The organism is Collinsella aerofaciens (assembly GCF_040926265.1).
In the GTDB taxonomy this organism is placed as follows: domain Bacteria; phylum Actinomycetota; class Coriobacteriia; order Coriobacteriales; family Coriobacteriaceae; genus Collinsella; species Collinsella aerofaciens_BB.
Genome location: NZ_JBCOIL010000001.1, coordinates 56134 through 79963, shown reverse-complemented (window position 1 = coordinate 79963; position 23830 = coordinate 56134). Strand labels below are relative to the sequence as shown.

Here is a 23830-nt window from a genome sequence, read left to right as displayed (position 1 = left end):
CGACGTGATGGGACGTGGTATGGCAGCAACGGATATCGAGCGCGGACTCTCGACCGCCGAGGTCGAGGAGCGCATCGCCGCCGGTAAGATCAACCGCAACATGGAGCTCAAGACCAAGTCGGTCAAAGAGCTCATCATCGAGAACCTCTGCACGCTGTTCAATTTGATCAACGTGATCTTGGCTTTCCTGGTCATTTTGACCGGTTCGTTTAAGAATCTGACGTTCCTGTTCGTGGTGTTCTTGAACACCGCTATCGGCGTCATTCAGTCCATGCGTTCCAAGAAGATGGTCGATAAGCTCACGCTGCTGACCTCCAAGAAGGCCATCGCGGTGCGCGACGGTGCCGAGGTGGAGCTCGACTTGGACCAGATCGTTCTCGACGACATCATCCGCCTGGGGCGCGGCGATCAGATTCCCGCTGACGCCGTGGTGGTTTCGGGCGAGGCGCTCGTGAACGAGAGCCTGCTGACGGGCGAGAGCGACCTTATTAAGAAACAGCCCGGTTCCGAGCTCATGAGCGGCAGCTTTATCGACTCGGGCTTGCTGCGCGCCCGCGTGATTCATGTCGGCGCCGACAACTACGTGACCAAAATTAATAACGAGGCCAAGTACGTCAAAAAGGTCAATTCCGAGATCATGAACGCGCTCAACGCCATCGTGCGCTTTGCGAGCATCATCATGATCCCGCTTGGTTTGGCGCTGTTTGCTTCGAGTGTGAGCGAGCTGTGGGATGCCGCGGGAACCCCGGGCGATAGCGCGCTTTCGTGGTGCTTCTCCGAGCTGTTGGCTGGTCATGTGCCTTCGTCGGCGCTGCTGTCCACGGTGGGCGCCCTGCTGGGCATGATCCCGCAAGGCTTGGTGCTGCTGACCTCGTCGGTGCTCGCCATCGCCACGGTGCGCCTGGCCCGCCGCAAGGTGCTGGCGCAGCAGCTCTACTGCATCGAGACGCTCGCGCGCGTCGACGTGCTGTGCCTGGACAAGACGGGCACCATCACGTCGGGTCGTATGGAGGTCGAGGGCACCTACCCGCTGCCTGTTGAGGGTGTTGGCTTTGGCGTGGACTCGGAGGAGGCGGCTGTTCCCGTCGATACCACAGTGCTCGATTTTGCGCTGGCTAACGTCGCGCGTGCGACTTCGGCCGATGCCAACGAGACCTGCCAGGCGCTGCTCAACTATTACGCCGATCGCCCGGTCGAGGTGTCTGAGCCGCTGTCGGTCATTCCGTTCTCGTCGTCTAAAAAATGGAGTGGCGCTTCTTTTGCGCAGGGCTCCTATGTGATGGGTGCCGCGCAGTTTGTGCTCTCTGATCGTGTGTTTTCGCAGGTCGAGAACCGTGTCGCCGAGCTTGCCGATACCTGCCGCGTGCTCGTGGTGGCGCGCGTGGACGGCTTTACGCCCGATGGGGATATGGTGGGCGAGGCCGAGCCCGTGGGCTTTGTGACCATCCGCGACGAGATTCGTACCTCGGCGGCCGAGACCATCGGCTACTTTAACGAGCAGGGCGTGACCCTCAACGTGATCAGTGGCGACGACCCGCGTACGGTGTCGTCGATCGCGCGCGTGGTGGGCGTGCCGGGGGCGGACGCTTATGTGGACGCCACGACGCTCGATACACCGGCCAAGCTTGATGCCGCAGTGGACCGCTACCATGTCTTTGGTCGTGTGACCCCGCAGCAGAAGCGCGAGCTCGTGCAGGCGCTCAAGCGCCGCGAGCACACCGTGGCCATGACGGGCGACGGCGTCAACGACGTGCTGGCGCTCAAGGAGGCCGACTGCTCCGTGGCCATGGCGGCCGGCTCCGATGCCGCGCGTAACGTGGCCGAGATCGTACTCGTCGACAACGACTTTGCCTCGATGCCCGCCGTGGTGGCCGAGGGCCGTCGCTCCATCAACAACCTGCAGCGTTCGGCCTCACTGTTCCTGACCAAGACGCTGTTCTCGATGGGCCTGGCGGCGCTGTGTATCGCGCTGCCGCCGTACCCCTTCGAGCCCATCCAGATGACGCTCATTAACTTCTTCTGCATCGGCGCGCCGGGCTTTGTGTTGGGCCTGGAGCCCAACAATGCTCGTGTGAAGGGTGCGTTTTTGAGCAACGTACTCAAGCGTGCACTGCCGGCGTCGATTGCGGTCATTTTGGCTGCGGCGCTCGATATCTTTGTGGCGCACGTGTTTGGCTTTAGCCAGCTCACGCTGTCTACGATGTGCCTGCTTACGTCGTGCGCGGCGAGCGTCAGCCTAATCTGGCGCATCTCGCAGCCTCTCACGCCCTTACGTGTGGTGCTCTTTGTGTTTGTAGTCGCCGGCATCCTGGTGGGCGTTATCGGATTCCCGGAGCTGCTGTCTATTGCCAACCTGTCGATGGGCCAGATGGTTATCTTGGCTGTTATCGTGGTCTTTACCTGCTCGGTGTTCTTTAAGCTCGCCACGATGATGGATTCGCTCAAGCCGCGTCGTCGTCATGCCGCAACTGGTTTTGGCCGCGGTGTGCGCGTCCGCCTGGGTCGCGGTGGCGGCAAGGTGAGCTCGACGGGCTCGACGGCCGAACGTTTTGCCAAGCGCGTCGCCGCCGACATGGCGCAGCGCCGCGAAGATCGCACCGCTCGCGAGGCCGAGGCCCGCGCACTCGAGGGCGTGGCCCAGGCCCAGCCCAAGAAAAAGAAGAGTACCGGAGCTAAGCGCTCTCGTGTGACCAAGTCCGCCCAAGGCATCAAAGTCTCGATGCCAAGCAAAAAGAAGAAGTAACTACGCGCCCTGGCGATGTTGAATTGGTGCCTTGCTCCTGTGGGGCCGTGGCGATGTTATGCTCTAACCTCGATTGTTTGAATTGCTTCGAAAAGAGGATGCCGTGATCTGCCCGCATTGCCTTAAGACTATCGAGGACGGCGCCTCGTTCTGCCCCTACTGCAACGCCTATGTGGGTCCGGGCGATGGTCCCGAGCACACCGAGTTTGTGTTCTGTGAGGGTTGCGGTGCCCGTCTTTCTCCGCATGATCGTACGTGCCCCAAATGCGGACGTCCCGCTCCGGGTATCCTCTCCGAGGACGCGGCCGCATCCGACCTGGCAGCGGGCCGCACGGCGGGCTTTCCGCGCCTAACGCAAGAGCAGATCGATACCGAGGTGCCGCATGCGCCGGCCTCTGCCGCTGCGGTGCTTTCGGACGCCGCTGACCCCAATGAGACCTGCGTGCTGTCGGCTTTCGATAAGGATTTCGGTATCCCCAAGGTCGATATTCCCACGTCCGTTTCCCTGCATGACGATGCTCAAAAACCCAAGCGCAAGGTGCATCCCGACGAGGACGCCTATCACAAGCACAAGCGTCATATCCCCAAGCCGCTCATTATCATCGCGGTCCTTGCCGTCGTTTGCGGCGGTGCCTATTGGTTCGTGACGACCGATCCCATGGGTGTCATGCCTGGCTTCTACGACCAGTTTGGCCAAGCTGCACAAACCACCTTCCCCACGCGCCAAAAGGGCGAGGCGACTGAGGACGATACCAAGCAGGACGATTCTGCCGAGGTGGTCCAGGAAGAAACCGTGCTCACCGATGATCAGCTCTATACCAGGCTCGACGGTCTGTATCAGACCATCGTGTCCTACGGTGACGAGGACCAGATCGGCGAGGTCATCGATTCTTTTAACAACGGCTATCTTCGAACGCCGCTGTCCACCCGTCAGGAACTGTCGCAGAGTGCCTACGCCTTGCGCGACCAGATCAAAAAGACGCAAGATGAGCTCAACAACCTTAAGGTGCAAGACGATACGGTCTATGCGGATGACATCGCCCACTTAAAGCAGCTTGCCGAGTGGATGTACGAGCGCGTCGACGTGATCTGCCAGAGTTGGGACATCTCGCTGGCCATTCCCGATGGCGAGTCGATGAGTTCTCACCAAAGCGAGATCCTGGCGCCCATCGCTCAAAGCGGCAACAGCGCGCTGAATCAGTACGACGCCAACGTGGGCTCCTGGAAGCCGCAGCAGCGTTCCTAAAATTAGTTCGCCATAGTCGGCATAACCTACGTGCGCAATTGATGTAAGCGCATGCTTATTGCTACAATTCTTACAAATATGCTTTAAACGCACGAGGAAGGAACCACATGTTTGGTTTTAAGAAAGAGCTCTACACGCCCGAGTATCAGCTTGCCGGCGACGAGTGCGCCGTTATCGAGACGTCGAAGGGTACCATCAAGGTCAAGTTTGACGGCGAGGGCGCTCCCATTCATGTCGCGAACTTCTGCGAGCTTTCTACGATGGGCTTCTATGATGGCCTTAAGTTCCATCGCTATGTGCCCGGTTTTGTCATCCAGGGCGGCGACCCCAATACCCGCGATATGTCCGGCGCCGACGTCGCCGCTGGTCTTGAGGGCCCCGACGGCATGCCCGGTACCGGTGGCCCCGGCTACTGCATCAAGGGCGAGTTTGCCACCAATCCGCGCAACAGCCATGTCGATGGTGCCCTTGCCATGGCACGCTCCATGGACCCCGATTCCGCGGGTTCGCAGTTCTACTTCTGCCTGGGCGCCCAGCATAACCTCGATTCCGGTTACACCGTCTTTGGTACCACGGTCGAGGGTCTCGATGTGATTTCGCAGCTGCGTGCCGGCGACGAGATCGTCCATGTCGAGATCGTTCACGAGTAAAGGGGACTTCCTTGAATAGCCAGCTGATCCAACAGGGCCGCGCCGCTTACCGCGCGGGTGATTTTTCCGCTGCAGCCCAGATGCTTGGGGCGGCAAAGACTCCCGATGAGATTATGGGCGAGGCCGATCACCTTCGTGGCAACGCCTTGATGCACCTGGGCATGTATGCCGAGGCCGCCGAGGCTTATGCTGCCGCCCTCAACGACGGCACCTACGGCAAGCGCGGCGCGCTGCTCACCAACCGCGGCAAGGCGCTCGCCGCCGTGGGCGACTACACGACGGCCGCCCAGGCGTTCTCTGCTGCTACGCAGGATGCTTCCTATGCCACGCCGTTCAAGGCCTATCTGGGCCTGGGCAATGCGCTGTTCCAGTCGGGCGATTATGCCAACGCGGGTACTGCCTTCCGTCAGGCTGCCATCGACGGCGCCAATCCGGCTCCTGCCGCCGCACTCGGCGAGCTCGGTCGTTGCTTCATTAAGCTCGGCCGTCCGGCGGATGCCGTGGAGACCTACCGCACGGCTATCGACTTTGCCGGCCCCCGCGACGACACGCGTGCGCTCAATGCCGGCATGGGTCAGGCGCTTTCTGCCGCCGGCCGCCCCTCCGACGCACTCGACGCCTTTAACGCCGCTACTGCCGATGGCATCTACCAGCTCACCTCCGAGCAGGCCGATGAGCTTGCCCGCGTGCATGATTCGCTTGCCGCACTGTCTGCCCAGACGGCTATGGCCACGGCTCCGGCGCCCGCGATGGACGCTCCTGCCGTCGATCCGCTCGATCCTACGGGCGCGACCGGTCAGTTTATGCCCGATCCCTCGGACACCGGCTTCTTTACGCTGTCCGAGTCCGAGATGGTCCAGCAGGACCGTCAGGATCGTAAGCAGGCCAAGGTCCGTCGTCGCCATCGCCACACGGGTCTCAAAGTCTTCATCGTGCTGCTTCTGCTCATTTTGATCGCCGCGGGCGGTCTGGGCTTTGCCTACACGCGCGGCTTTGGCTTCCCGTCTCAGGAGTCTGTCGTTTCCGATCTGTTCCAGGCTGCCGGGGACGGTGACACCGCAAAGGCCGAGTCTTGCCTGGCCTCGAGCCTGTCCGAGGACGCCAAGTCGATGATCATCTCCTCGATTCCGCAGGGCGCCACCGTGTCCGTCGAGGGCATGGATCAGTCCATGACCGAGACGGCCGCCAAGGTCAAGGCTTCGCTGTCCAAGGGCGGCGAGCAGCAGTACACCGTCAAATTCGTGCGCTCCGACAATCATATCGGCTGGGCCGTTTCCTCGCTCGATATGGATTTCTCGGCTGCTGACAACCAGTAGTGACCTTATGGGATTTAGCTTTGCCCGGCGCTTCACCGCAAGTGAGGTGCCGGGCTTGCGCTAGTATCATGAGCTAGTAGTTTTCCAGCAATCATCCAACACATCAGGAGTTGCGTTGTTTTCTTTGATGGATATGTTCTTCGGTAGCTATGCGGGCGATCTTGCCATCGACCTCGGCACCGCAAATACGCTTGTCTCCGTGCGCGGCAAGGGCATTGTCATTCGCGAGCCCTCTGTTGTCGCCATCGACAAGAACGACGAGCGCATCCTGGCGGTCGGTATCGAGGCAAAGCGCATGCTCGGCCGTACGCCCGGCAACATCGTGGCCGTTCGTCCCCTGAAGGACGGCGTCATCGCCGACTTCGATGTTACCGAGGCCATGCTTCGCTACTTTATCGACAAGGCTTCCGAGAAGCGCTATCCGTGGACCCCGCGTCCGCGCGTCGTCGTCTGCGTTCCCTCCGGCGTCACGTCGGTCGAGAAGCGCGCCGTCTTTGAGGCCACGATCCAGGCAGGCGCTCGCCAGGCCTATCTGATCGAGGAGCCCATGGCGGCTGCCATCGGCGCCGACCTGCCCGTCGAGGAGCCCACGGGCTCCATGGTCATCGACATCGGTGGCGGTACCACCGAGGTTGCCGTTATCGCTATGGGCGGCATCGTCGTCTCGCAGTCCATCCGTATTGCCGGCGACGAGTTCGATCAGGCCATCCTCACGCACGTTCGCGATGCCTACAACCTTGCCATCGGCGAGCGTACGGCAGAGGACATCAAGATCAAGGTCGGTTCCGCCGTGCCGCTCAAGGACGAGCTCGACGTCGAGGTCAACGGCCGCGACGTGATCACCGGTCTGCCCAAGACCGTGCGCATCGAGAGCGAGGAGATTCGTCGCGCGCTCAACAAGCCGCTCGACGAGATGGCCAAGGCCGTCAAGGACGCACTCGACGCTACGCCTCCCGATCTTGCCTCGGACCTTATGTACTACGGCATTTTGCTGACTGGTGGCGGCGCGCTGCTGCGCGGTCTCGACGTGCGCCTGCGCGATGAGACCGGTGTTTCGGTCAACGTCAGCCCCACGGCGCTCGATAACGTCGTTAACGGCTGTGCCCGCGTGCTCGAGGCCAATGCGTTTGATGGCGGCTTCGTCCAGACCAATGCTTAATTTCCAAAAGGTGGATTCCATTTGGCACGATCTTCGGGTTTCTCCACAAATCTGAATACCAAGCGACAATCAACGGGTATGCGCCCGTTGATTGTTTTCAGCCTGATTTCGGTGTTGCTGCTCACGTTTTACATCCGCGAGGGCGAGGCAGGGCCGATTCATGCCGTGCGTTCGGGCGTGACGACGATTACCTCTCCGGTGCGCTTTGTGGGCTCGGCTGTGGCGGCTCCCTTCAATGCGATTGGCAACGTGTTCTCTAACCTAACGGCGTCGCAGGACACGCTCGACGAGCTCAAGAAGCAAAATGAGGAGCTGACCTCTAAGGTCGCCGAGCTTTCTGAGGCTCAAAAGACTGCCGAGCGCCTGGAGGGCCTGGTCGGGCTGCAATCGACCTACAACCTCAAATCGACCGCAGCTCGTATCGTTGGTGCCTCCGGCGATGCCTGGACCTCGACCGTTACCATCGACAAGGGCTCTGCCGACGGCCTTACCATCAACATGCCCGTGACGAGTTCTGCCGGTGTTATCGGCCAGATTATCGAGGTATCGGCCAAGACCTCTACCGTGCGCCTGATTGGCGACGAGAACTCGGGCGTGTCCGCCATGGTGCAGGACACGCGCGCCCAGGGTATGCTGCAGGGTCAGGCTGACGGCACGCTGCGTCTTGAGTACGTGAGCGTCGACTCCGATGTTAAGGTTGGCGATATCATCGTGACCTCTGGCATCGGTGGCGTGTTCCCCAAGGGCCTTCCGCTTGGCACCGTCTCGTCGGTTGAGAAATCGGCAAACGACGTGTACTACACCATTGTGGTGCGCGCTCAGACCACGGCCGAGAACAACGAGGAAGTGCTGGTCATCACCTCGCTGACCGACGAACAGTCGGCCTCGGATGAGGACGTGAGCACGGCCAACAGCACGCCGCAGGGAACGTCGCGCGATGCTGCGACCAAGACGAAGGACGAGAGCTCGGATGACAGTTCCGACACGTCCGAGACGACCGATTCTGGCTCGAGCGAATAGGGGGCATGTCCATGGATCTACACGAGCAGGGGATGAGCTCCCGCACGTTTGTAATCGCCGCCATTGTGTGTGTGCTGCTGCAGGCAGGCCTGGCACCGCAGATCTCCATTGCGGGAGGTCGCGTCAACTTCATGATTATCCTGGTGTGCCTAAGCGTGTTCTCGGGCGACCCGACCCGTGCCGTCGTGTGCGGTTTTTGCAGCGGCTTGTTTTATGACCTGTCCGCTGCCGTGCCGGTGGGCGTTATGTCGCTCCTGCTGACCGTGGGTTCTTTTGCCCTGGTGCACAGCGCCGTCGGTCAGACGGGCGGTACCCCGAGTGCGCGCGGCGTCACCGTGGGCGCCTTTGCGCTCGTCATTAATGTGATCTACAGCATCATCTTGCTGTTTATGGGTTTGGAGACGAGCTTTGTCGTGGCGATCTTCGGCCATGCGCTGCCGTCCTCGATCCTGACGGGTCTGGTTGCCATTCCGTTTTTGATGTCCGGCGTCGTGCCGCAGTCCGGCTATGGATTCTCCGCACGTGGCGGACGCCAGACGGGTATGCGCTTTAAGCCCAAGACCCGCAAGCTCAAATAGGGGAGGCCCGTAGATGTCTTCCCAGATGACGGTTATTATCGCCGGTATCGTGCTGGTTGTGGCCATCGTGGTCGCGCTGGTCATCATGCGTCGAGGCGATTCCCGTTTTACCTACGATACACAGCATGGAACGGCCCCGCGCGCCACCGAGGGCGAGGGCAATACCGCGGCGACCGCCTTTAAGGGCCGCTTTTCCATCCTCACCACGGGTGTGGGCGCGATGTTTGCGGCACTTGCCGTCAAGCTGTGGGGCATGCAGATGGTCTCGTCGGACTATTACGAGAAGCAGGCCAATAGTAATCAGACTCGCACCGTTACCACACCCGCTGTGCGCGGCCGCATCCTCGACCGCAATGGCGTGGCGCTTGTCCAGAACCGTCCCTCACTTGCTGTCGTGGCCTACCGCGACCTTGCCGAGGATGAGGTTCTGGTTCGCCATCTTGCCAACGTGCTTGGAATGCCTTATGTGGCGGTCCTTCGCAATATTCAGGACAATACAGAGGGCGCTCAGAGCCTGCATACCATCGCGACGGACGTCCGTCGCTCCACGGTTGCCTATATCAAGGAACACGCCGGCGAGTTCCCGGGCGTCAAGATTGCCGAGCGTACCGAGCGCCAGTATCCATACGGCGAGACGGCATGCCATATCTTGGGCTATACCGGCACCATTACCTCCGAGCAGCTCGAGGCCCAGAATAAGAAAACCTCTGGCGATGATGATGCTTCTGCTGGCAAGATTACGTACCAGTCGGGCGATATCGTGGGCCAGGCGGGCGTTGAGAGCTACTACGAAAACCTGCTGCAGGGTATTCGTGGCGAGCAGACCGTCAAGGTCGATGCCTCGGGCAATGTGACCGGTCAGGCCGGCGCCGTGCCCGCGAAGGCCGGCTCCGACATTAAGCTCACGCTCGACCTTAAGATCCAACAGGCCTGTGAGACGGCGCTGGCGAGCGCTATCGAGCTTGCCAAGACCACTGGCTACAGCAATGCCGGCAACGGCGCTGTGGTGTGTCTCGATCCCAACAATGGCGAGATCCTGGGCATGGCGAGCCAGCCCAAGTTCGATCCGTCCGTCTTTATCGGCGGCGTCTCAAATGACGTGTGGACCGAGCTCAATGATGACAAGGGTTCGCACCCGCTGCTCAACCGCGCCATTAGCGGACAGTACATGTCGGCCTCGACCATCAAGCCGCTCTCGGCACTGGCCGGTCTTGAGTTTGGAACCTACACGTCGGGGCAGACGACCAACTGCACGGGCTATTGGACGGGTCTGGGCAAGTCGTGGGGCAAGTACTGCTGGCTGCATTCCGGCCACGGCACCATGACGCTGCAGTCGGGTATCGCCAACTCGTGCGACCCCGTCTTCTACGACATGGGCAAGGCGTTCTTTTATGACGAGAAACATTCCGAGGGCCTGCAGGAGGTCTTTCGTCGCTGGGGTCTAGGCAAGACCTGCGGTATCGATCTGCCGAGTGAGGGCGCGGGCCGTATTCCCGATGCCGAGTGGAAAGAGTCGTACTTCACCGACGCCTCTGCCGAGGACCGCAAGTGGAATGCCGGTGATATGACTAACATTGCCATCGGCCAGGGCGACATCCTGGTGACGCCCCTGCAGATGGCGTGCGCCTATATGGGTCTTGCCAACGGCGGCAAACAGTACGTGCCCCACGTGTTTTTGTCTGCCGTGTCGCGCGATGGCGACGGCGATGCCTATAAGTACAACGGCAAGGGCAAGAAGAAGCGCCTGGAGGCCAAGATCAACAGCGATTCGGATTTGGCTCTTGTTCGCAACGGTATGCACGACGTGATTTACACGGCATCGACGTCCCTGGCGGCGCACTTTGGCACCCTGACGCCGCAGGTATACGGCAAGTCGGGCACGGGCGAGAAAAGTGGCGAGGACGAATACGCGTGGTTCTGCGCCTATGCGCCGGCCGATGACCCCAAGTATGTCATCGCTACTGTCCTGGAGCAGGGCGGCGGCGGCTCAGATACCGCGATGCATGTCGTGCGCGACGTGCTCGGCGTGATTTATGACGAGCCCGATACCTCTTCGGCCTCGGGCGATTCTTCGGTTCGATAGGAGGTTGCGATGGATTTTTCTCCGGCGGATCTGTTCCGTTCAACCAAGACCGGCTCTCGCAGCAGCCTGGACCGCGTCAACAAGCAACTTTCGGCCTCGCGCGGCACGTTTCGCCAAAAGGTGCATATCGGTGTGCTCGTGGCTACTGTGGCGCTCGTCGCCTACGGTGCCATCATCATCTGGTCGGCTTCGCAGTTTAAGGCCGATGCCTCGTTCTCACGCCATCTGCTGGGAATCGGCATCGGGGCGGTGCTGGCGGTGTTGGTCTGGCGTACCGACTTGCGCGGTATTTCCAATTTCTCGACGGCGTTGCTCGTCATCGACCTGATCGTGATCTTCTCGCCCAAGATTCCGGGCCTGTCCTATACGGGCGGTCTGGGCATGACGGGCTGGATCAAGATTCCCGGTATCGGCTTGACATTCCAGCCGGTTGAGCTTGCCAAGCTCATCACCATCTTCTTTATTGCTACGCTTGGCTCGCAATATAACGGTCGCATCGATACCGTTCGCGACTACGTCAAGCTCTGCGGCATGCTGTCCATTCCGTTTTTGGCCGTCGTTGCCATGGGCGACCTGGGCTCGGGCCTGGTCGTGCTTGTTTCGGGCGCCATCGTCATCTGCATGAGCGGTGCACGCCGCGAATGGGTGCTGTCGACTCTGGCCCTGCTCGTGGGCTTGGTGGCCCTCGTTCTGGCGCTCGATTCGGTCTTTGATTCGTTGCTCGGCCACGATGTGCTCATCAAGCAGTATCAGATGAACCGTCTGACGGTCTTTATCGACCCCGATAATGCCGATTCGGACGATGCCTACAACCTGCAGCAGTCGCTTATCGCCGTTGGATCGGGCGGCTTCTTTGGTAAGGGTTTGGGCCATGCGACGCAGTCGGCCGGCGGCTTTCTGCCTGAGTTCCACACCGACTTCGTCTTCGCCTTCCTGTCCGAGACCTTTGGTTTTTGCGGTTCTTTTTTGCTCCTGTGCCTCTACGTGCTGCTGATCTTTTCGACGATTCGCGTCGCCTTTAAGTGTGAGTCGCTGTTTTTGCGTCTTTCGTGTGTGGGCATCGTTGGCATGTGGGCGTTCCAGACCTTCGAAAACATCGGCATGTGCATCGGCGTGATGCCGATTACCGGTATTCCGCTCCCATTTATTAGCTTCGGTTCGTCTTCGATGATGATTCAGCTGCTGACGGTGGGTATCGTACAATCCATATGGCGGCATCGTTCGGGCGCCGCGTAACCGCTGGAGGGGTTTGCCATGAAAATTCCCGTAGATAAGCTGACCCGCGCTTTTAAGATGGGCGCGTCCGTTAAGAAGGATTCCGATACACCTGTGCGCGTCTCGGTCTATCTGGATTCGTCCGCCTCGCGCTTTCTGGCCGAGACGGTGCGTGACGCCTTTGTGCCGCAAACGACCTCGGGTATTGTGCGCGTCGAGCGTCTGGGGGAGGAGCGAATTGCTCCAAAGACCGATACCGATGTGGTGCTGGTGCTCTCGTGTGGTTCCGACCGCTTGGAGAGTGCCGTGCAGGAGCTCGTGATCGCCGGCGCGCCCGTGTGCGTGCTTGCCGAGTCTGCTGTGGAGGTGCCGTTTATCGAGGAGTCCACGCCCATGCTCGGCGTGGTAGCGGCAACCGATAAGACGTATCTGCTCGAGACGCTTGCCCGCTGGATTCTCGATCGCACCGACAAGGAAACGGCTTTTGCGGCGAACTTTGCCTTCATGCGCATCGCGGCGGCCAATCGTATCATCACCTCGTGCGCGCTTACCAATATGGCGACCGGTGCACTGGTGTTTTTGCCGGGCGCCGATTATCCCGTTATGGCGCTGGCGCAGGTGGGCATGCTCTTTGAGCTCGCTGCCGTCTTTGGACGCGGCATTAAGCCCGAGCGCGGCTACGAGGTCGCGGGCGTGCTTGCCGGCGGTCTTGTGATCCGCGCGGTCACCCGCGCACTCGTCAAGCAGACGCCGCATATTGGGTTTGCCGTCAAGGCGCTCACTGCTGCCGCGGGCACCTACGGCATGGGCCGTGCGCTTGTTTCGCTCTACGAGCGCGATGTCGACTACAGCCGTGCCAACGAGGTGGTCACCGCCACGTTCTCCCGCGTTCGCGATCTGGTGACCACGGTCGCGGGCGCTACCCGTCCTATGGCGTCCTACCAGGACGCATCAGATCTCGCTGCTTAGGGGTTTTCCGTTGCGCGTTGCATACCAAGATTGTTTTCATTTAATTGAGCCGTTGCTCGCCAAGGTCGAGAAGCCGAGCCGCTATATCGATCACGAGTGGGGCACGCTTTCCAAGGCCGATGCCGACTACCGTTGCTGCCTGATCTACCCGGATGTGTACGAGGTCGGTCTGCCCAACCAGGGCATCGCCATCCTCTACAACATCCTTAACCAGGCCGAGGGCATCTCCTGCGAGCGCGGCTATGTGCCGTGGCCCGATATGGGTGACGCCATGCGCGAGGCGGGTATTCCTCTGCTGTCGCTCGAAGGTGCTGCGCCGGTCGCTTCGTTTGATATCGTCGGTCTGCATGTGCCGCACGAGATGGCGGTGACGAACTTCCTCGAGGCACTCGACCTCGCTGGCATTCCGCTGTTAGCGGCCGACCGAGGTGAAGACGACCCTATCATCATCGCCGGCGGCCCCTCGGTGTACAACCCCGAGCCGTACGCGGCCTTCTTCGATGCCATCCTCATCGGTGAGGGCGAGGAATCGCTGCTCGAGACCTGCCAGCTGCATCGCCGCCTGCGTGACGAAGGGGTCCCGCGCGCGCAGATTGTCGAGCAGCTTGCATCCATTGCCGGCAACTACGTGCCGTCGCTCTATGAGGTTCGTCACGACGAGCCCTGCTCGCCGCATGGCTACACCGTGCCGCGTGAGGGCAAGGATGCGCCGACCGTGGTCTACAAGCGCGTCGTCGAGGATTTCGGCGCCACAAATCCGCTGTCGCAGTCGTGCGTACCCTATGCGCAGCTGGTCCACGACCGCCTGTCTATCGAGATTCTGCGCGGCTGCGCCCGCGGCTGTCGTTTTTGCCAGGCCGGCATGACGTATCGCCCGGTGCGCGAGCGCTCGGCCGACCAGATCGTCTCGTCGGTGATCCAGGGTCTGGAAAAGACCGGCTATGACGAGGTGTCGCTGACCTCGCTCTCCACGACCGACCACTCCTGCATTCGCGACGTGCTCGGCAGGCTCAACCGTCGCCTGGAGGATACGGGTATTCGCGTGTCTATTCCGTCGCAGCGCCTGGATTCGTTTGGCGTGGATATGGCCGAGTCGGTCGCCGGCGAAAAGAAGGGCGGCCTGACGTTCGCGCCCGAGGCCGGCAGCCAGCGCATGCGCGACATCATTAACAAGAACGTGACCGAGGAGGACCTGGACCGTGCGGCCAAGGCGGCCTTCGAGGCCGGCTGGAACCGCATGAAGCTCTACTTTATGATGGGCCTTCCCGGCGAACGCGACGAGGACATCGTGGCCATCGCCAATCTGGCCGATCACGTGCTGGAGCTCGGTCGTTCCGTGGTGCCCAAGGCTCGTCGCGGCTCGATCTCGGTGTCCATCTCGGTTTCGGTCTTTATCCCCAAGGCTGCCACGCCGTTCCAGTGGTGCCCGCAGCTCGACTACGACGACGTCAAGCGTCGCCAGAAGCTGCTTATCACGAGCGTTCGCAACCGTGCCGTTCGCGTTCATTACCACGATGCCGAGACCTCGCTCATCGAGGCCGCGCTGTCCCGCGCCGGTCGTGACATGACGCCCGTCATCATCGATGCTTGGCGCTCGGGCTCTCGCTTTGACGCCTGGGTAGAGCATTTCTCGCTCGATAACTGGAAGGAGGCTGCTGCCAAAAACGGCATCGACCTCAATGAGCTCGTGCACCTGCCCTACGAATTGGACTGGCGCCTGCCGTGGGAGCACGTGAGCCCCGGCTGCACGCGCGGCTTCCTCGAGCGCGAGTACCGTCGCTCGCTCGAGGGCGTCACGACTCCCGACTGCACCCGCACGTCGTGCACCGGCTGCGGGATCTGCCCCACGCTCCATGCCAAGAACGTATTGGTGGGTGATCGGGCATGAGTGAGCGCTTGACCGACAATCTCACGCTCTTTAGGCTGCGCGTTCGCTACGGCAAGCGTGATCGCCTTAAGTACCTGGGCCATCTGGAACTGATTCATACCATCGAGCGCATCGTGCGCCGCGCGGGCCTGCCCTATGCCGTCACGCAGGGCTTCTCTCCGCACATGCGCGTGGGATTCTCCTCGGCGCTGCCCGTCGGCACGTCGTCGACCTGCGAGTGGTATGACCTGTTTATGACCGAGTTCGTCACGCTCGACGAGGCCTTTGGGCGCCTGGCCGCGGCGTCTCCGGCCGATTTGGCGCCCATCGAGGCCGCCTACATCGACGTGCGCACGCCGGCGCTTACGGCTCAGCTCACGCGCCTGTCGTACCGCATCGACCTGCACCTGGACCCCGAGGCACCCGTGAGCGCCGATGAGGTGCGCGCCGCAATCGACACGTTGCGTGCAGGTCATGGCATCGACTACGCGCGCGGTAAGAAGAACAAGCGCCTTGACCTTGACCACACTCTGGTGGGCTATGAGCTCACGGCGGGGGAGCGTCCGGACCATTTGGTGCTCATGCTCGACACCCACGCCGACAACGAGGGGTCCATGCGTCCGGAAATTTTGCTTTCTGCGGCTGATGTTTTGTTGCAGGGCTTGACCCCGGGCGTGGATGCACCTATTGTTTCCACCGGTATGCAAGACCTCGTGACCATCTGCTCCTACGATGTCGAGCGTCAGAATCAAGCATGCGAGGACGACGAGGGCCGACTCGTCAGCCCCATACCTGTGCGAACTTGTGGATTTGCTCCACATACTCGTTGACGGGGGTATTTTCGCCTGCTACTATATTCGGCTGTTGCACTAACTGATGCATGAAGGGCAAGTAAACATGTACGCAATCGTTAACACGGGCGGCAAGCAGTACAAGGTCGCCACCGACGATGTCATCACCGTCGAGAAGATCGAGGGCAATGAGGGCGACAAGGTCACCCTGCCGGTTATCTTCCTCAACGATGGTAAGAAGATCGTCACCGATCCCGACAAGCTGGCCAAGGCCAAGGTTACCGCTCAGATCGTTGAGCAGTTCAAGGGCGAGAAGCAGCTGGTCTTCAAGTTCCACAAGCGCAAGCGCTATCGTCGTCTGAAGGGTCACCGTCAGCAGCTCACCAAGCTGAAGATCGTGAAGGTTCAGGCTACCTCCCGCGCCAAGAAGGCTGTCAAGGCAGAGGCTGAGGCTGTTGCCGAGGCTCCCGTCGCCGAGTAGATTACACTCGTAACGAAAGAGTAGGTATACACAATGGCACACAAAAAAGGACTCGGTTCCTCCCGTAATGGCCGTGACTCCCGCGGTCAGCGCCTTGGCACGAAGCGCTATGCCGGCCAGACGGTAACCACGGGCACGATTCTCGTCCGTCAGCACGGCACGCACATCCACCCGGGTGAGAACGTTGGCCGTGGTAAGGACGACACGCTGTTCGCGCTGGTCGACGGTACCGTTGAGTTCCACAAGGGTATCAAGCACAGGGTCAGCGTACGCCCGCTCGCGAACGCGTAATTCACCCTTCATAGAGCACATATGTGGGAGGCACTTGAGTTTTAGGATTCAAGGGTCTCCCTCTTTTTTGTAGGAGGCGATTCTGTTGTCACAGTTCACCGATATCAGCCGCATTAACGTGTGCGGCGGCGACGGCGGAGCCGGATGCATGTCGTTTAGGCGCGAGGCATTTGTCCCCAAGGGCGGCCCCGATGGCGGCGACGGCGGTCGTGGCGGCAATGTCGTCATCCAGGCCGATGCTCAGCTGTCTTCGCTGATCGATTACCGCTTTAAGCATCACTTTCGCGCCGAGCGCGGCACGCACGGGCAGGGTGCCCGTCGTAACGGCAAGAGCGGCGAGGACCTGATTCTCAAGGTCCCTATGGGTACCGTGGTGCGCGAGCTCGATCCCGAGACGCAGACCCCGATGTTTGAGATTGCCGACCTGGTGCACGACGGCGAGCGCGTCGTCGTGGCGCCCGGCGGTGCCGGCGGTCTGGGCAACACGCACTTTGTGACGTCGGTGCGTCGCGCTCCGGCCTTTGCCCAGTTGGGCGAACCGGCCGAGGAGCACTGGATCGAGCTCGAGATGAAGCTTATGGCCGATGCCGCGCTCGTGGGCTTTCCCTCCGTGGGTAAGTCATCGCTCATCGCGCGCATGAGTGCCGCCCGTCCCAAGATTGCTGACTACCCGTTTACCACGCTCGTGCCGAACCTCGGCATGGTGCGTGCCGGTGAATATTCTTACGTCGTTGCCGACGTCCCCGGTCTTATCGAAGGCGCGAGCGAGGGTAAGGGCCTGGGTCACCAGTTCCTGCGCCACATTGAGCGTACGGCCCTGATCATGCACGTCGTCGACATGACGGGTGGTTTTGAGGATCGCGATCCGGTCGAGGATTACCACATCATCAACCGCGAGCTCGAGCAGTATGGCGCCGAGCTTTCGGAGCGTCCGCAGATCGTCGTTGCCAACAAGTGCGATGCGCCGGGCACGGCCGACAAGATTGCCGACCTCAAGCGCGCAGCGCTCGACGATGGACATATGTTCTTTGCCGTGTCTGCCGTGACGGGCGCCGGCCTCAACACGCTGATGCTTGCCGTGGGCGAACAGGTGGCTAAGCTGCGCGCCGAGTTGGCTGTCTCGGATGAGCCGGTCGTTCTGCGCGACGATGAGTGGGAGCGCCGTCGCCTGCAGCGTGAGAAGCGTTTCCGCATTGTTCAGGAAGAGCCCGGTGCCTTCCGCGTGGTCGGTCGTGCCATTGAGCGTATGGTCATCCAGACCGACTGGGAAAACGAGGAAGCCGTCATTTACCTGCAGCATAAGTTTGCGCGTATGGGTGTTGACGACGCGCTCGAGAAGGCCGGTTGCCGTGCGGGCGACGAGGTCCGCATTTGCCAGCGCGCCTTTGACTTTGAGGGCGCCGAGGACTTCTCGGAGTACGAGGAGCTCGAGGATGCTGGCGAGGACGTTGCCGTTGAAGCCATTGACGTGGCCGATGCTGCGGATGAGGGAGTCGAGGTTGTCGATGCGGCGGATGCCGCGGGCGATGCCGAGACCTCGGAGGGCGAGTAAGCCATGTCGCTGCGCGGTGGAATCGGTCTGCCCGAGCTTCCTCTAGAGGACGGGCAGGAGTTTAGGCTCGGCATTATGGGTGGCACCTTTGATCCCATCCATTACGGGCACCTGGTGACCGCCGAGCAGGCGCGCGAGTCGCTCGACTTGGACGCTGTGCTCTTTATGCCGGCGGGCTCTCCTGCCTTTAAGCTTGACAAGCCGGTGACGCCTGCCGAGGACCGTTATGCCATGACGGTCCTCGCCACCGCCGCGAACCCGGCCTTTTTGGCGAGCCGGTTCGAGATCGACCGTCCGGGTGTAACCTATACGGCCGATACGCTTCATGCCCTTCGCGACTTTTACCCGCCGCAGGTAAAGCTCTACTTTATTACGGGCGCCGACGCGATTATCGATATTGTGACTTGGCATGATGCCGAACGAATCGCTGAGCTTGCTACCTTTATTGCGGCGACGCGACCGGGCTTTGATATCGATACGGCGCGTGCCCGAATCAAAGAGTCGGGGCTGCCGTTCGACGTGCGCTATATTCAGATTCCGGCGCTGGCGATCAGCTCGACGAACATTCGCAAGCGTGTTGCCCGCGGTATGAGCGTGCGCTATCTTACGAGCGAGTCCGTGCTCGGCTACATTCGCAAACGCAGGCTATATGCCGATTTGGGCCAAGAAGATTTTGAGTGATGGGGGTCTACGTTGTCGGTAGAGGATCAGTTTGAGGGCGATGAGCGCGCGCTGCTCAAGCGCATTCAAGAGCTGCTCGATGTTCGCATGAAGGATAAGCGCAAGCGCTATGTGCATTCGCTGGGTGTTGCCGAGACCGCACTTCATCTGGCCGAGGTCTACGGCGTTGACCGCTTTGATGCCGCTGCTGCCGGTCTGATCCACGACTGGGACAAAGTGCTCTCCGACGACGAGCTGGTTACGCGCGCTCTGCATTACGGCATTAAGATTGCCGGCTCTCCTTCCGCCGCGACGCCGCTTTTGCATGGCCCTGTTGCCGCCTATGAACTTCCGCAGCTTTTTCCCGAACTGTCGCCGGCCGTTTTCCAGGCTGTCGACCGTCATACCGTGGGTGCCTGTGACATGACGCCGCTCGATATGGTGGTCTTTGTGGCCGATGCCATCGAGCCCAACCGCCACGGCGACTATGCGCATGCGCTGCGCAAGATGGTGGGGGAGTCGACGCTCGATGAGTTGTTCTTCTCCTGTTTTGCGCAGGGTCTGGTCTATGTGATCCAGTCCGGGCGCTATCTTTATCCCACGGCTATTACGATTTACAACCATTACGCCCAGCTGCGCTAGCTCGGGCTGTCTAGAAAGAGGTATTCCATGGCCGACGAGACCATGACCGACGAGCAGATTCTTGAAGGTGTGGAGCACAAGAGCTTCGCCGCCACGTCCGACCGCACCGCCGCCTCGCTGTCCGCGAGCGGTGTCGCCGCCGAGGATGTCGCCCGCGCCGCCGCGCAGGCCGCCTACGACAAGAAGGGCGAGGACGTTCAGGTGCTCGACCTGACCGAGCTTTCCGACGTATGCGACTACTTTGTGCTTGCCACCGGTACCAACAACCGCCAGGTCGATTCTATCGTCGACGAGATCGAGGAGAAGGTCGCCGAGGCTTGCGGCGAGCATCCGTTCTCCATCGAGGGCCGCGAGCAGAAGACCTGGATGCTCATGGACTATGGTTCGGTTGTCGTCCACGTCTTCACTCCCGAAGCCCGCGACTTCTACCGCCTAGAAAAGCTCTGGGGCGACGCTCCCCAGCTCCCCCTCAATCTCCTTTAGTAGCTCATTTGAGACGGGGTTAGCTACCCTCACGCATATCGCCGGGCAGTTGCGGTTTTCCGCACCTGCCCGGCTTTCTTTTTGCCCAAAGGCTGTTAATCGTTGAAGCGGGATTGGCGGCCGAAGGATAGGGCGGTGTCGCCGAATTTGTCTCGGACGGCGTCGATGGCGACGGATAGGTCGCGGCGGTCGCTGGATTGGGCTCCGCGGTCATCGATCTCGCAGAACAGGTCAGTTTGGATCCCGCCTTGGTGGTCGAAATCGCTCATGCCGATGCCCGCTAAGCGAACATGCATGCCTTCCTGCCAGATGTTGTCGAGCAGTTCGAGCGCAACCGCCACGAAGATGTTCTCATCGTCTGTCGGATGAAGCAGTCGGCGCTGTGCCGAGCGACCGCTTCCATACGAATACTTAAGCTTGAGCGTTACCGTGGCACCCGTCAGCCCCTGACGGCGCAGACGGCGTCCGACGGACTCACCCAGTAGGGCAATAGCCGCCTCAATATCCCCACGCTCAGTCAAATCTTTAGCAAAGGTGCGTTCATTGCTGACCGACTTGACCTCGCGCTCTTCATCGAGACTCGTGACTTCTGAGATTTCGAGTCCCAGCGCACGCTGGCGCATGCGTTCGCCGTTGACGCCAAAAATAGAGGCCAGTGTGGACTCAGGCGCGCGCGAAAGCTCGCCGAGGGTGTAGATGCGCATGCGGCGCAGTCGCTCCTCGGCCGAGCGTCCGATGCCGCTCATGGCAGATACCGGCAGCGCGGCCAAAAAGCGCTGCTCGGTTCCGGGGCGCACGATGGTCAGCCCAAACGGCTTATCCCGCTCGCTTGCGATCTTTGCGACCGTCTTGTTGCAGCCCACGCCAATGGAGCAGGTCACTCCCAGCCCTGCCACGCGGTCGCTTATACGCCGCGCAACCAGCAGCGGGTCTTCGGGCGCAAAGCGACCCGGTGTGATATCGATAAAGGCTTCGTCGATGGATACGCGTTCAACGCGCGGGGTCTCGTCAGCGAGAATCGCCATGACCTGCGCGCTCACCTCGCGGTAGCGATCAAAATGCCCATGCGTCCAAATGGCTTGCGGGCACAAGCGCCGCGCCTCGGCCGAGGCCATGGCAGAGTGCACGCCAAAGCGACGTGCCTCATATGAACACGTGGACACGACGCCACGCGAATCGGCGTCTCCGCCCACGATGAGCGGTTTTCCGCGCCATTCGGGATGGTCGAGCATCTCCACGCTCGCAAAAAACGCATCGAGGTCCATGAGGCCCACCGCCGGACCCGTCCAGGGAGGCGGCGTGACGCCCATGGCATCCTCATAACCGTATGTATGTTCGCGTCTTTCCATGTCATGAGTATACCGCGCAGCTCATGTGGGGTGCGTGTATGTGCTTGCAAATCCCGAATTCTTGTCTAAGATATGGATTTGCCCTCGACTACACCGAAGAAGTTGGTCTCACGGACTTCACCTGCCCGCGTCGATGGCGTATTATGTTCAACTGTTTGTTTGTAGTTGCAGCCTAAAGCTGCTTGGTTGGAGGAGTTTCCTTTGGCAGTCAAGATTCGCCTTGCTCGTCACGGCGCTAAGAAGCGTCCGTACTACCGTGTCGTCGTCGCCGATTCCCGCGCCCCGCGTGACGGTCGTATCATCGAGGAGGTTGGCCGCTACAACCCGATGACCGCCCCCAAGACCATCAACCTCGACCTCGAGAAGATCGCCGACTGGCAGTCCAAGGGCGCTCAGCTCACCGACGCCGTCGCCGCTCTGGTCAAGGCCGCCAACGAGGGCGAGAAGACCGAGACCGTCGTCAAGAAGTCCAAGAAGCAGCTCGCCAAAGAGGCCGAGGCCGCTAAGGCTGCCGCTGAGGCCGCTGAGGGCGCCGAGGAGTAAATCGTGCCTGAGGTTGACGCTGCACAGCTCGAGGGTGAGGCAATGCTCTCAGATCGCATCGCCGATCTCGTCGAATATCTCGTTGTTCAGATCGTCGACGACCCGGATTCCGTGAGCCTTGAGGTCATCGATGGTGACGACGCCTCTACGATTGAGGTTTCGGTCGCCGAGGATGACGTCGCTAAGGTCATCGGCCGTCGTGGCCGTACCATCAAGGCCATTCGCACGCTCGCCCGTGCACTGGCCGCTCGCCTCGACACTGCTGTCGAGGTAGAGGTTCTGGGCTAGGACCTTGAGGTCCCAGTACAAAAACATCGCCCGTGTGGTCAAGCCGCACGGAAGGAAGGGGGAGGTCCTCGCGCAGCCGCTGCGGGGGCTTCCTTCTGTATTAGAGCCGGGTATGCGCGTCGCCCTGACGCCGCCGGCGCTCAAGCGCGACCGCTTTTGCACGGTCGTGTCCGTCACCGATACGGGCGATGGCGATCTGGTCTCGTTTGAGGGCATTGACGACTTGACGGCCGCCGAGGGCATCACGGGATGCTACGTGCTGGCAAATCGTGACGACTTTGAGCTCGATTCGCTCGACGCTGCCTATACCGACCTGATGGGTCGCGAGGTGGTCGACGAGCGCTTCGGTTCGCTCGGTACGATCGTCGAGATCATGTCGACGCCCGCCAACGATGTTTGGGTTGTCGAGGGTGATCGGTACGGCGAGGTACTGATTCCCGTGATCGAGCAGGTCGTGCTCGATCTTCCCGACACAGGAACAATTTCCGTCCACGTTATGGACGGCCTGATCGATATGGACAAGTAGGGAGGACAACATGCTGATCGAGACCCTTTCGGTCTTTCCCGAGATGTTTGAGCCCGTCATGTCCACATCGATCTTGGGCCGCGCCCGCAAGGCCGGCCTTTTTGATTTTAAGGCGTATAACCTGCGCGACTGGACGCACGACCGCCATCGTACCGTCGATGACGAGCCGTACGGCGGCGGGCAGGGCATGCTCATGAAGGTCGAGCCTATCGCCGAGGCCATCGAGGCCATTAGCGCAGAGGGTCCCAAGCCCACTGTGGTGTTCTTTACCCCCTGTGGCGAGCCCTTTACGCAGCATGTGGCCGAGCGCCTGCTCAAAAGTGAGCGCCTGTTGTTTGTGTGCAGTCGCTACGAGGGCGTCGACGAGCGTGCGTATGCGTATGCCGATGAGCGTCTGTCGATCGGCGACTATGTGCTCACGGGCGGCGAGCTCCCCGCCATGGTCGTGGCCGATGCTGTTGTTCGCCTCATCCCCGGCGCTCTGGGAGATGAGATGAGCAACGTCGACGAGTCCTTCTCGACCGCCGAGGACGGAGGACTGCTCGAGTACGCGCAGTACACCCGCCCTGCCGAGTTCAACGGCGAGGGCGTGCCGCCGGTGCTTGTGAGCGGCGATCACGCCAAGGTCGATGCCTGGCGCCGTAAGAATGCCATCGAGCGCACCTGCCGCTGGCGTCCCGATCTGATCGAGACAGCGCGGCTCACGCCCGAGGAGCGCGCTTACGCGCAGGAGATTTTGGACGCTGCGTATTCGCAGAGCGAGGAGTGAGAATGGTTCCATCGCAGCATTCCGCGTTGAGGGGCGCTTTTGAGTGGATCGTGGTCATCGCGATCGCGCTCGCGGCCACCTTCTTGATTCGCTCGTTTGTGGTCGAGCCCTTTGTGGTGCCCACCGGCTCCATGGAGTCCACGATCGAGATTGGCGACCAGATCCTGGCACAAAAGGTGAGCCTCGAGCTCGGTCAGCCCGTCAAGCAGGGCGATATCGTGGTGTTTCACAACCCCGATGGCACCTCCGAGCATGATGTTCTTGTCAAGCGTGTTATTGCCACGGCCGGCCAGACGGTCGACCTGCAGGATGGCAAGGTGGTCGTTGACGGCCAAGCGCTCGACGAGGACTATACGACGGGCATGAGCTGGCCGCTTTCGGTCCAAGCGCCTGGCGCTCAGGTAAGCTATCCCTACACGGTTCCCGACGGGTGCGTGTGGGTGATGGGCGACAACCGCGAAAACTCTGCCGACTCACGCTACTTTGGTCCCGTCGATCGCTCTGATTTGATCGCTGTGGCGCTTGTGCGCTACTGGCCGCTCAACCGCATCGGCGCTATCGACTAAAAACCGCTATAGTACAGTACCTAACCGTGTAATCGTTTCGACG

Annotated in this window: 24 protein-coding genes; 23 read left to right on the top strand and 1 reads right to left on the bottom strand. The window is 60.9% G+C overall.

What is annotated here, in order from left to right; translation table 11 throughout:
* The first annotated feature begins 19 nt into the window (after positions 1-19).
* The 18 genes from AB5767_RS00375 (at position 20) to rsfS (ending at position 19746) form a co-directional block, all read left to right on the top strand.
* On the top strand, positions 20-2743 hold the full coding sequence (locus tag AB5767_RS00375; protein ID WP_368131549.1) for an HAD-IC family P-type ATPase: 2724 nt from the start codon (positions 20-22) through the stop codon (positions 2741-2743).
* A 103-nt stretch (positions 2744-2846) separates the two neighbouring features.
* Positions 2847-3989 (top strand): zinc ribbon domain-containing protein, encoded by a 1143-nt coding sequence (locus tag AB5767_RS00370; protein ID WP_368131547.1) that lies wholly within the window; start codon positions 2847-2849, stop codon positions 3987-3989.
* 107 nt (positions 3990-4096) lie between these two features.
* The gene (locus AB5767_RS00365) at positions 4097-4639 is read left to right on the top strand and encodes a peptidylprolyl isomerase (protein WP_006236059.1); all 543 of its coding nucleotides are present in this window, start codon (positions 4097-4099) and stop codon (positions 4637-4639) included.
* Between the two features lie 11 nt (positions 4640-4650).
* Entirely contained in the window at positions 4651-5955 is a 1305-nt protein-coding gene (locus tag AB5767_RS00360; RefSeq protein ID WP_368131546.1) for a tetratricopeptide repeat protein, read from the top strand.
* Positions 5956-6082: 127 nt separating this feature from the next.
* Positions 6083-7114, top strand: coding sequence for a rod shape-determining protein (locus AB5767_RS00355; RefSeq protein WP_006236061.1), 1032 nt, complete (start codon positions 6083-6085; stop codon positions 7112-7114).
* A 78-nt stretch (positions 7115-7192) separates the two neighbouring features.
* Positions 7193-8134, top strand: a complete 942-nt coding sequence (gene mreC / locus AB5767_RS00350; RefSeq protein ID WP_082421788.1) for a rod shape-determining protein MreC — start codon at positions 7193-7195, stop codon at positions 8132-8134.
* Between the two features lie 11 nt (positions 8135-8145).
* Positions 8146-8712, top strand: coding sequence for a rod shape-determining protein MreD (locus tag AB5767_RS00345; RefSeq protein WP_022094761.1), 567 nt, complete (start codon positions 8146-8148; stop codon positions 8710-8712).
* Positions 8713-8725: 13 nt separating this feature from the next.
* The gene (mrdA, locus tag AB5767_RS00340; RefSeq protein ID WP_368131544.1) at positions 8726-10795 is read left to right on the top strand and encodes a penicillin-binding protein 2; all 2070 of its coding nucleotides are present in this window, start codon (positions 8726-8728) and stop codon (positions 10793-10795) included.
* A 9-nt stretch (positions 10796-10804) separates the two neighbouring features.
* Positions 10805-12031, top strand: coding sequence for an FtsW/RodA/SpoVE family cell cycle protein (locus AB5767_RS00335; RefSeq protein ID WP_195361297.1), 1227 nt, complete (start codon positions 10805-10807; stop codon positions 12029-12031).
* Between the two features lie 18 nt (positions 12032-12049).
* The gene (locus AB5767_RS00330) at positions 12050-12979 is read left to right on the top strand and encodes a YcjF family protein (protein WP_006236071.1); all 930 of its coding nucleotides are present in this window, start codon (positions 12050-12052) and stop codon (positions 12977-12979) included.
* 10 nt (positions 12980-12989) lie between these two features.
* A complete protein-coding gene (locus AB5767_RS00325; protein ID WP_368131543.1) occupies positions 12990-14867 on the top strand; it encodes a TIGR03960 family B12-binding radical SAM protein in 1878 nt (625 codons plus the stop codon).
* Positions 14864-15676 (top strand): TIGR03936 family radical SAM-associated protein, encoded by an 813-nt coding sequence (locus AB5767_RS00320; RefSeq protein WP_368131542.1) that lies wholly within the window; start codon positions 14864-14866, stop codon positions 15674-15676. Before AB5767_RS00325 ends, AB5767_RS00320 begins: the two co-directional genes overlap by 4 nt.
* Before the next feature lie 67 nt (positions 15677-15743).
* Positions 15744-16118 (top strand): 50S ribosomal protein L21, encoded by a 375-nt coding sequence (rplU, locus tag AB5767_RS00315; protein WP_035138585.1) that lies wholly within the window; start codon positions 15744-15746, stop codon positions 16116-16118.
* 33 nt (positions 16119-16151) lie between these two features.
* Positions 16152-16409: a 50S ribosomal protein L27 gene (rpmA, locus tag AB5767_RS00310; RefSeq protein ID WP_006236075.1), complete on the top strand. Its 258-nt coding sequence runs from the start codon at positions 16152-16154 to the stop codon at positions 16407-16409.
* Positions 16410-16494: 85 nt separating this feature from the next.
* On the top strand, positions 16495-17961 hold the full coding sequence (obgE, locus tag AB5767_RS00305) for a GTPase ObgE (RefSeq protein ID WP_022094754.1): 1467 nt from the start codon (positions 16495-16497) through the stop codon (positions 17959-17961).
* A gap of 3 nt (positions 17962-17964) precedes the next feature.
* The gene (gene nadD / locus AB5767_RS00300; RefSeq protein ID WP_055285119.1) at positions 17965-18642 is read left to right on the top strand and encodes a nicotinate-nucleotide adenylyltransferase; all 678 of its coding nucleotides are present in this window, start codon (positions 17965-17967) and stop codon (positions 18640-18642) included.
* An 87-nt stretch (positions 18643-18729) separates the two neighbouring features.
* A complete protein-coding gene (gene yqeK / locus AB5767_RS00295; protein WP_193221482.1) occupies positions 18730-19263 on the top strand; it encodes a bis(5'-nucleosyl)-tetraphosphatase (symmetrical) YqeK in 534 nt (177 codons plus the stop codon).
* A gap of 27 nt (positions 19264-19290) precedes the next feature.
* Positions 19291-19746 carry a ribosome silencing factor gene (gene rsfS, locus AB5767_RS00290; RefSeq protein ID WP_022094751.1) on the top strand — a complete coding sequence of 152 codons (456 nt, stop codon included), beginning with the start codon at positions 19291-19293 and terminating at the stop codon, positions 19744-19746.
* A 95-nt stretch (positions 19747-19841) separates the two neighbouring features.
* Here the strand turns inward: rsfS and dinB are convergent, their stop codons facing one another.
* Positions 19842-21095: a DNA polymerase IV gene (dinB, locus tag AB5767_RS00285; RefSeq protein WP_368131540.1), complete on the bottom strand. Its 1254-nt coding sequence runs from the start codon at positions 21093-21095 to the stop codon at positions 19842-19844.
* Positions 21096-21296: 201 nt separating this feature from the next.
* Here dinB and rpsP point away from each other — a divergent pair, with 201 nt between their 5' ends.
* The 5 genes from rpsP to lepB are packed head-to-tail and all read left to right on the top strand — an operon-like array spanning position 21297 to position 23787.
* Complete coding sequence (rpsP, locus tag AB5767_RS00280) at positions 21297-21638, top strand: 30S ribosomal protein S16 (protein ID WP_022094749.1); 342 nt, start codon at positions 21297-21299, stop codon at positions 21636-21638.
* 42 nt (positions 21639-21680) lie between these two features.
* Entirely contained in the window at positions 21681-21926 is a 246-nt protein-coding gene (locus AB5767_RS00275; RefSeq protein ID WP_171021534.1) for a KH domain-containing protein, read from the top strand.
* Between the two features lie 34 nt (positions 21927-21960).
* A complete protein-coding gene (gene rimM / locus AB5767_RS00270) occupies positions 21961-22452 on the top strand; it encodes a ribosome maturation factor RimM (protein ID WP_226812527.1) in 492 nt (163 codons plus the stop codon).
* A 10-nt stretch (positions 22453-22462) separates the two neighbouring features.
* Positions 22463-23221 carry a tRNA (guanosine(37)-N1)-methyltransferase TrmD gene (gene trmD, locus AB5767_RS00265; protein WP_368131538.1) on the top strand — a complete coding sequence of 253 codons (759 nt, stop codon included), beginning with the start codon at positions 22463-22465 and terminating at the stop codon, positions 23219-23221.
* A 2-nt stretch (positions 23222-23223) separates the two neighbouring features.
* Entirely contained in the window at positions 23224-23787 is a 564-nt protein-coding gene (lepB, locus tag AB5767_RS00260; protein WP_368131536.1) for a signal peptidase I, read from the top strand.
* Positions 23788-23830: the final 43 nt, after the last annotated feature.

Excerpts from the sequence above, each read along its gene's own strand:
- AB5767_RS00375 (WP_368131549.1), top strand. The coding sequence starts at position 20 with ATGGCAGCAACGGATATCGAGCGCGGACTCTCGACCGCCGAGGTCGAG.
- AB5767_RS00365 (WP_006236059.1), top strand. The coding sequence starts at position 4,097 with ATGTTTGGTTTTAAGAAAGAGCTCTACACGCCCGAGTATCAGCTTGCC.
- AB5767_RS00355 (WP_006236061.1), top strand. The coding sequence starts at position 6,083 with ATGGATATGTTCTTCGGTAGCTATGCGGGCGATCTTGCCATCGACCTC.
- mreC (WP_082421788.1), top strand. The coding sequence starts at position 7,193 with ATGCGCCCGTTGATTGTTTTCAGCCTGATTTCGGTGTTGCTGCTCACG.
- AB5767_RS00345 (WP_022094761.1), top strand. The coding sequence starts at position 8,146 with ATGGATCTACACGAGCAGGGGATGAGCTCCCGCACGTTTGTAATCGCC.
- mrdA (WP_368131544.1), top strand. The coding sequence starts at position 8,726 with ATGTCTTCCCAGATGACGGTTATTATCGCCGGTATCGTGCTGGTTGTG.
- AB5767_RS00335 (WP_195361297.1), top strand. The coding sequence starts at position 10,805 with ATGGATTTTTCTCCGGCGGATCTGTTCCGTTCAACCAAGACCGGCTCT.
- AB5767_RS00330 (WP_006236071.1), top strand. The coding sequence starts at position 12,050 with ATGAAAATTCCCGTAGATAAGCTGACCCGCGCTTTTAAGATGGGCGCG.
- AB5767_RS00320 (WP_368131542.1), top strand. The coding sequence starts at position 14,864 with ATGAGTGAGCGCTTGACCGACAATCTCACGCTCTTTAGGCTGCGCGTT.
- rplU (WP_035138585.1), top strand. The coding sequence starts at position 15,744 with ATGTACGCAATCGTTAACACGGGCGGCAAGCAGTACAAGGTCGCCACC.
- rpmA (WP_006236075.1), top strand. The coding sequence starts at position 16,152 with ATGGCACACAAAAAAGGACTCGGTTCCTCCCGTAATGGCCGTGACTCC.
- nadD (WP_055285119.1), top strand. The coding sequence starts at position 17,965 with ATGTCGCTGCGCGGTGGAATCGGTCTGCCCGAGCTTCCTCTAGAGGAC.
- yqeK (WP_193221482.1), top strand. The coding sequence starts at position 18,730 with ATGAAGGATAAGCGCAAGCGCTATGTGCATTCGCTGGGTGTTGCCGAG.
- rsfS (WP_022094751.1), top strand. The coding sequence starts at position 19,291 with ATGGCCGACGAGACCATGACCGACGAGCAGATTCTTGAAGGTGTGGAG.
- dinB (WP_368131540.1), bottom strand. The coding sequence starts at position 21,095 with ATGGAAAGACGCGAACATACATACGGTTATGAGGATGCCATGGGCGTC.
- AB5767_RS00275 (WP_171021534.1), top strand. The coding sequence starts at position 21,681 with ATGCTCTCAGATCGCATCGCCGATCTCGTCGAATATCTCGTTGTTCAG.
- trmD (WP_368131538.1), top strand. The coding sequence starts at position 22,463 with ATGCTGATCGAGACCCTTTCGGTCTTTCCCGAGATGTTTGAGCCCGTC.
- lepB (WP_368131536.1), top strand. The coding sequence starts at position 23,224 with ATGGTTCCATCGCAGCATTCCGCGTTGAGGGGCGCTTTTGAGTGGATC.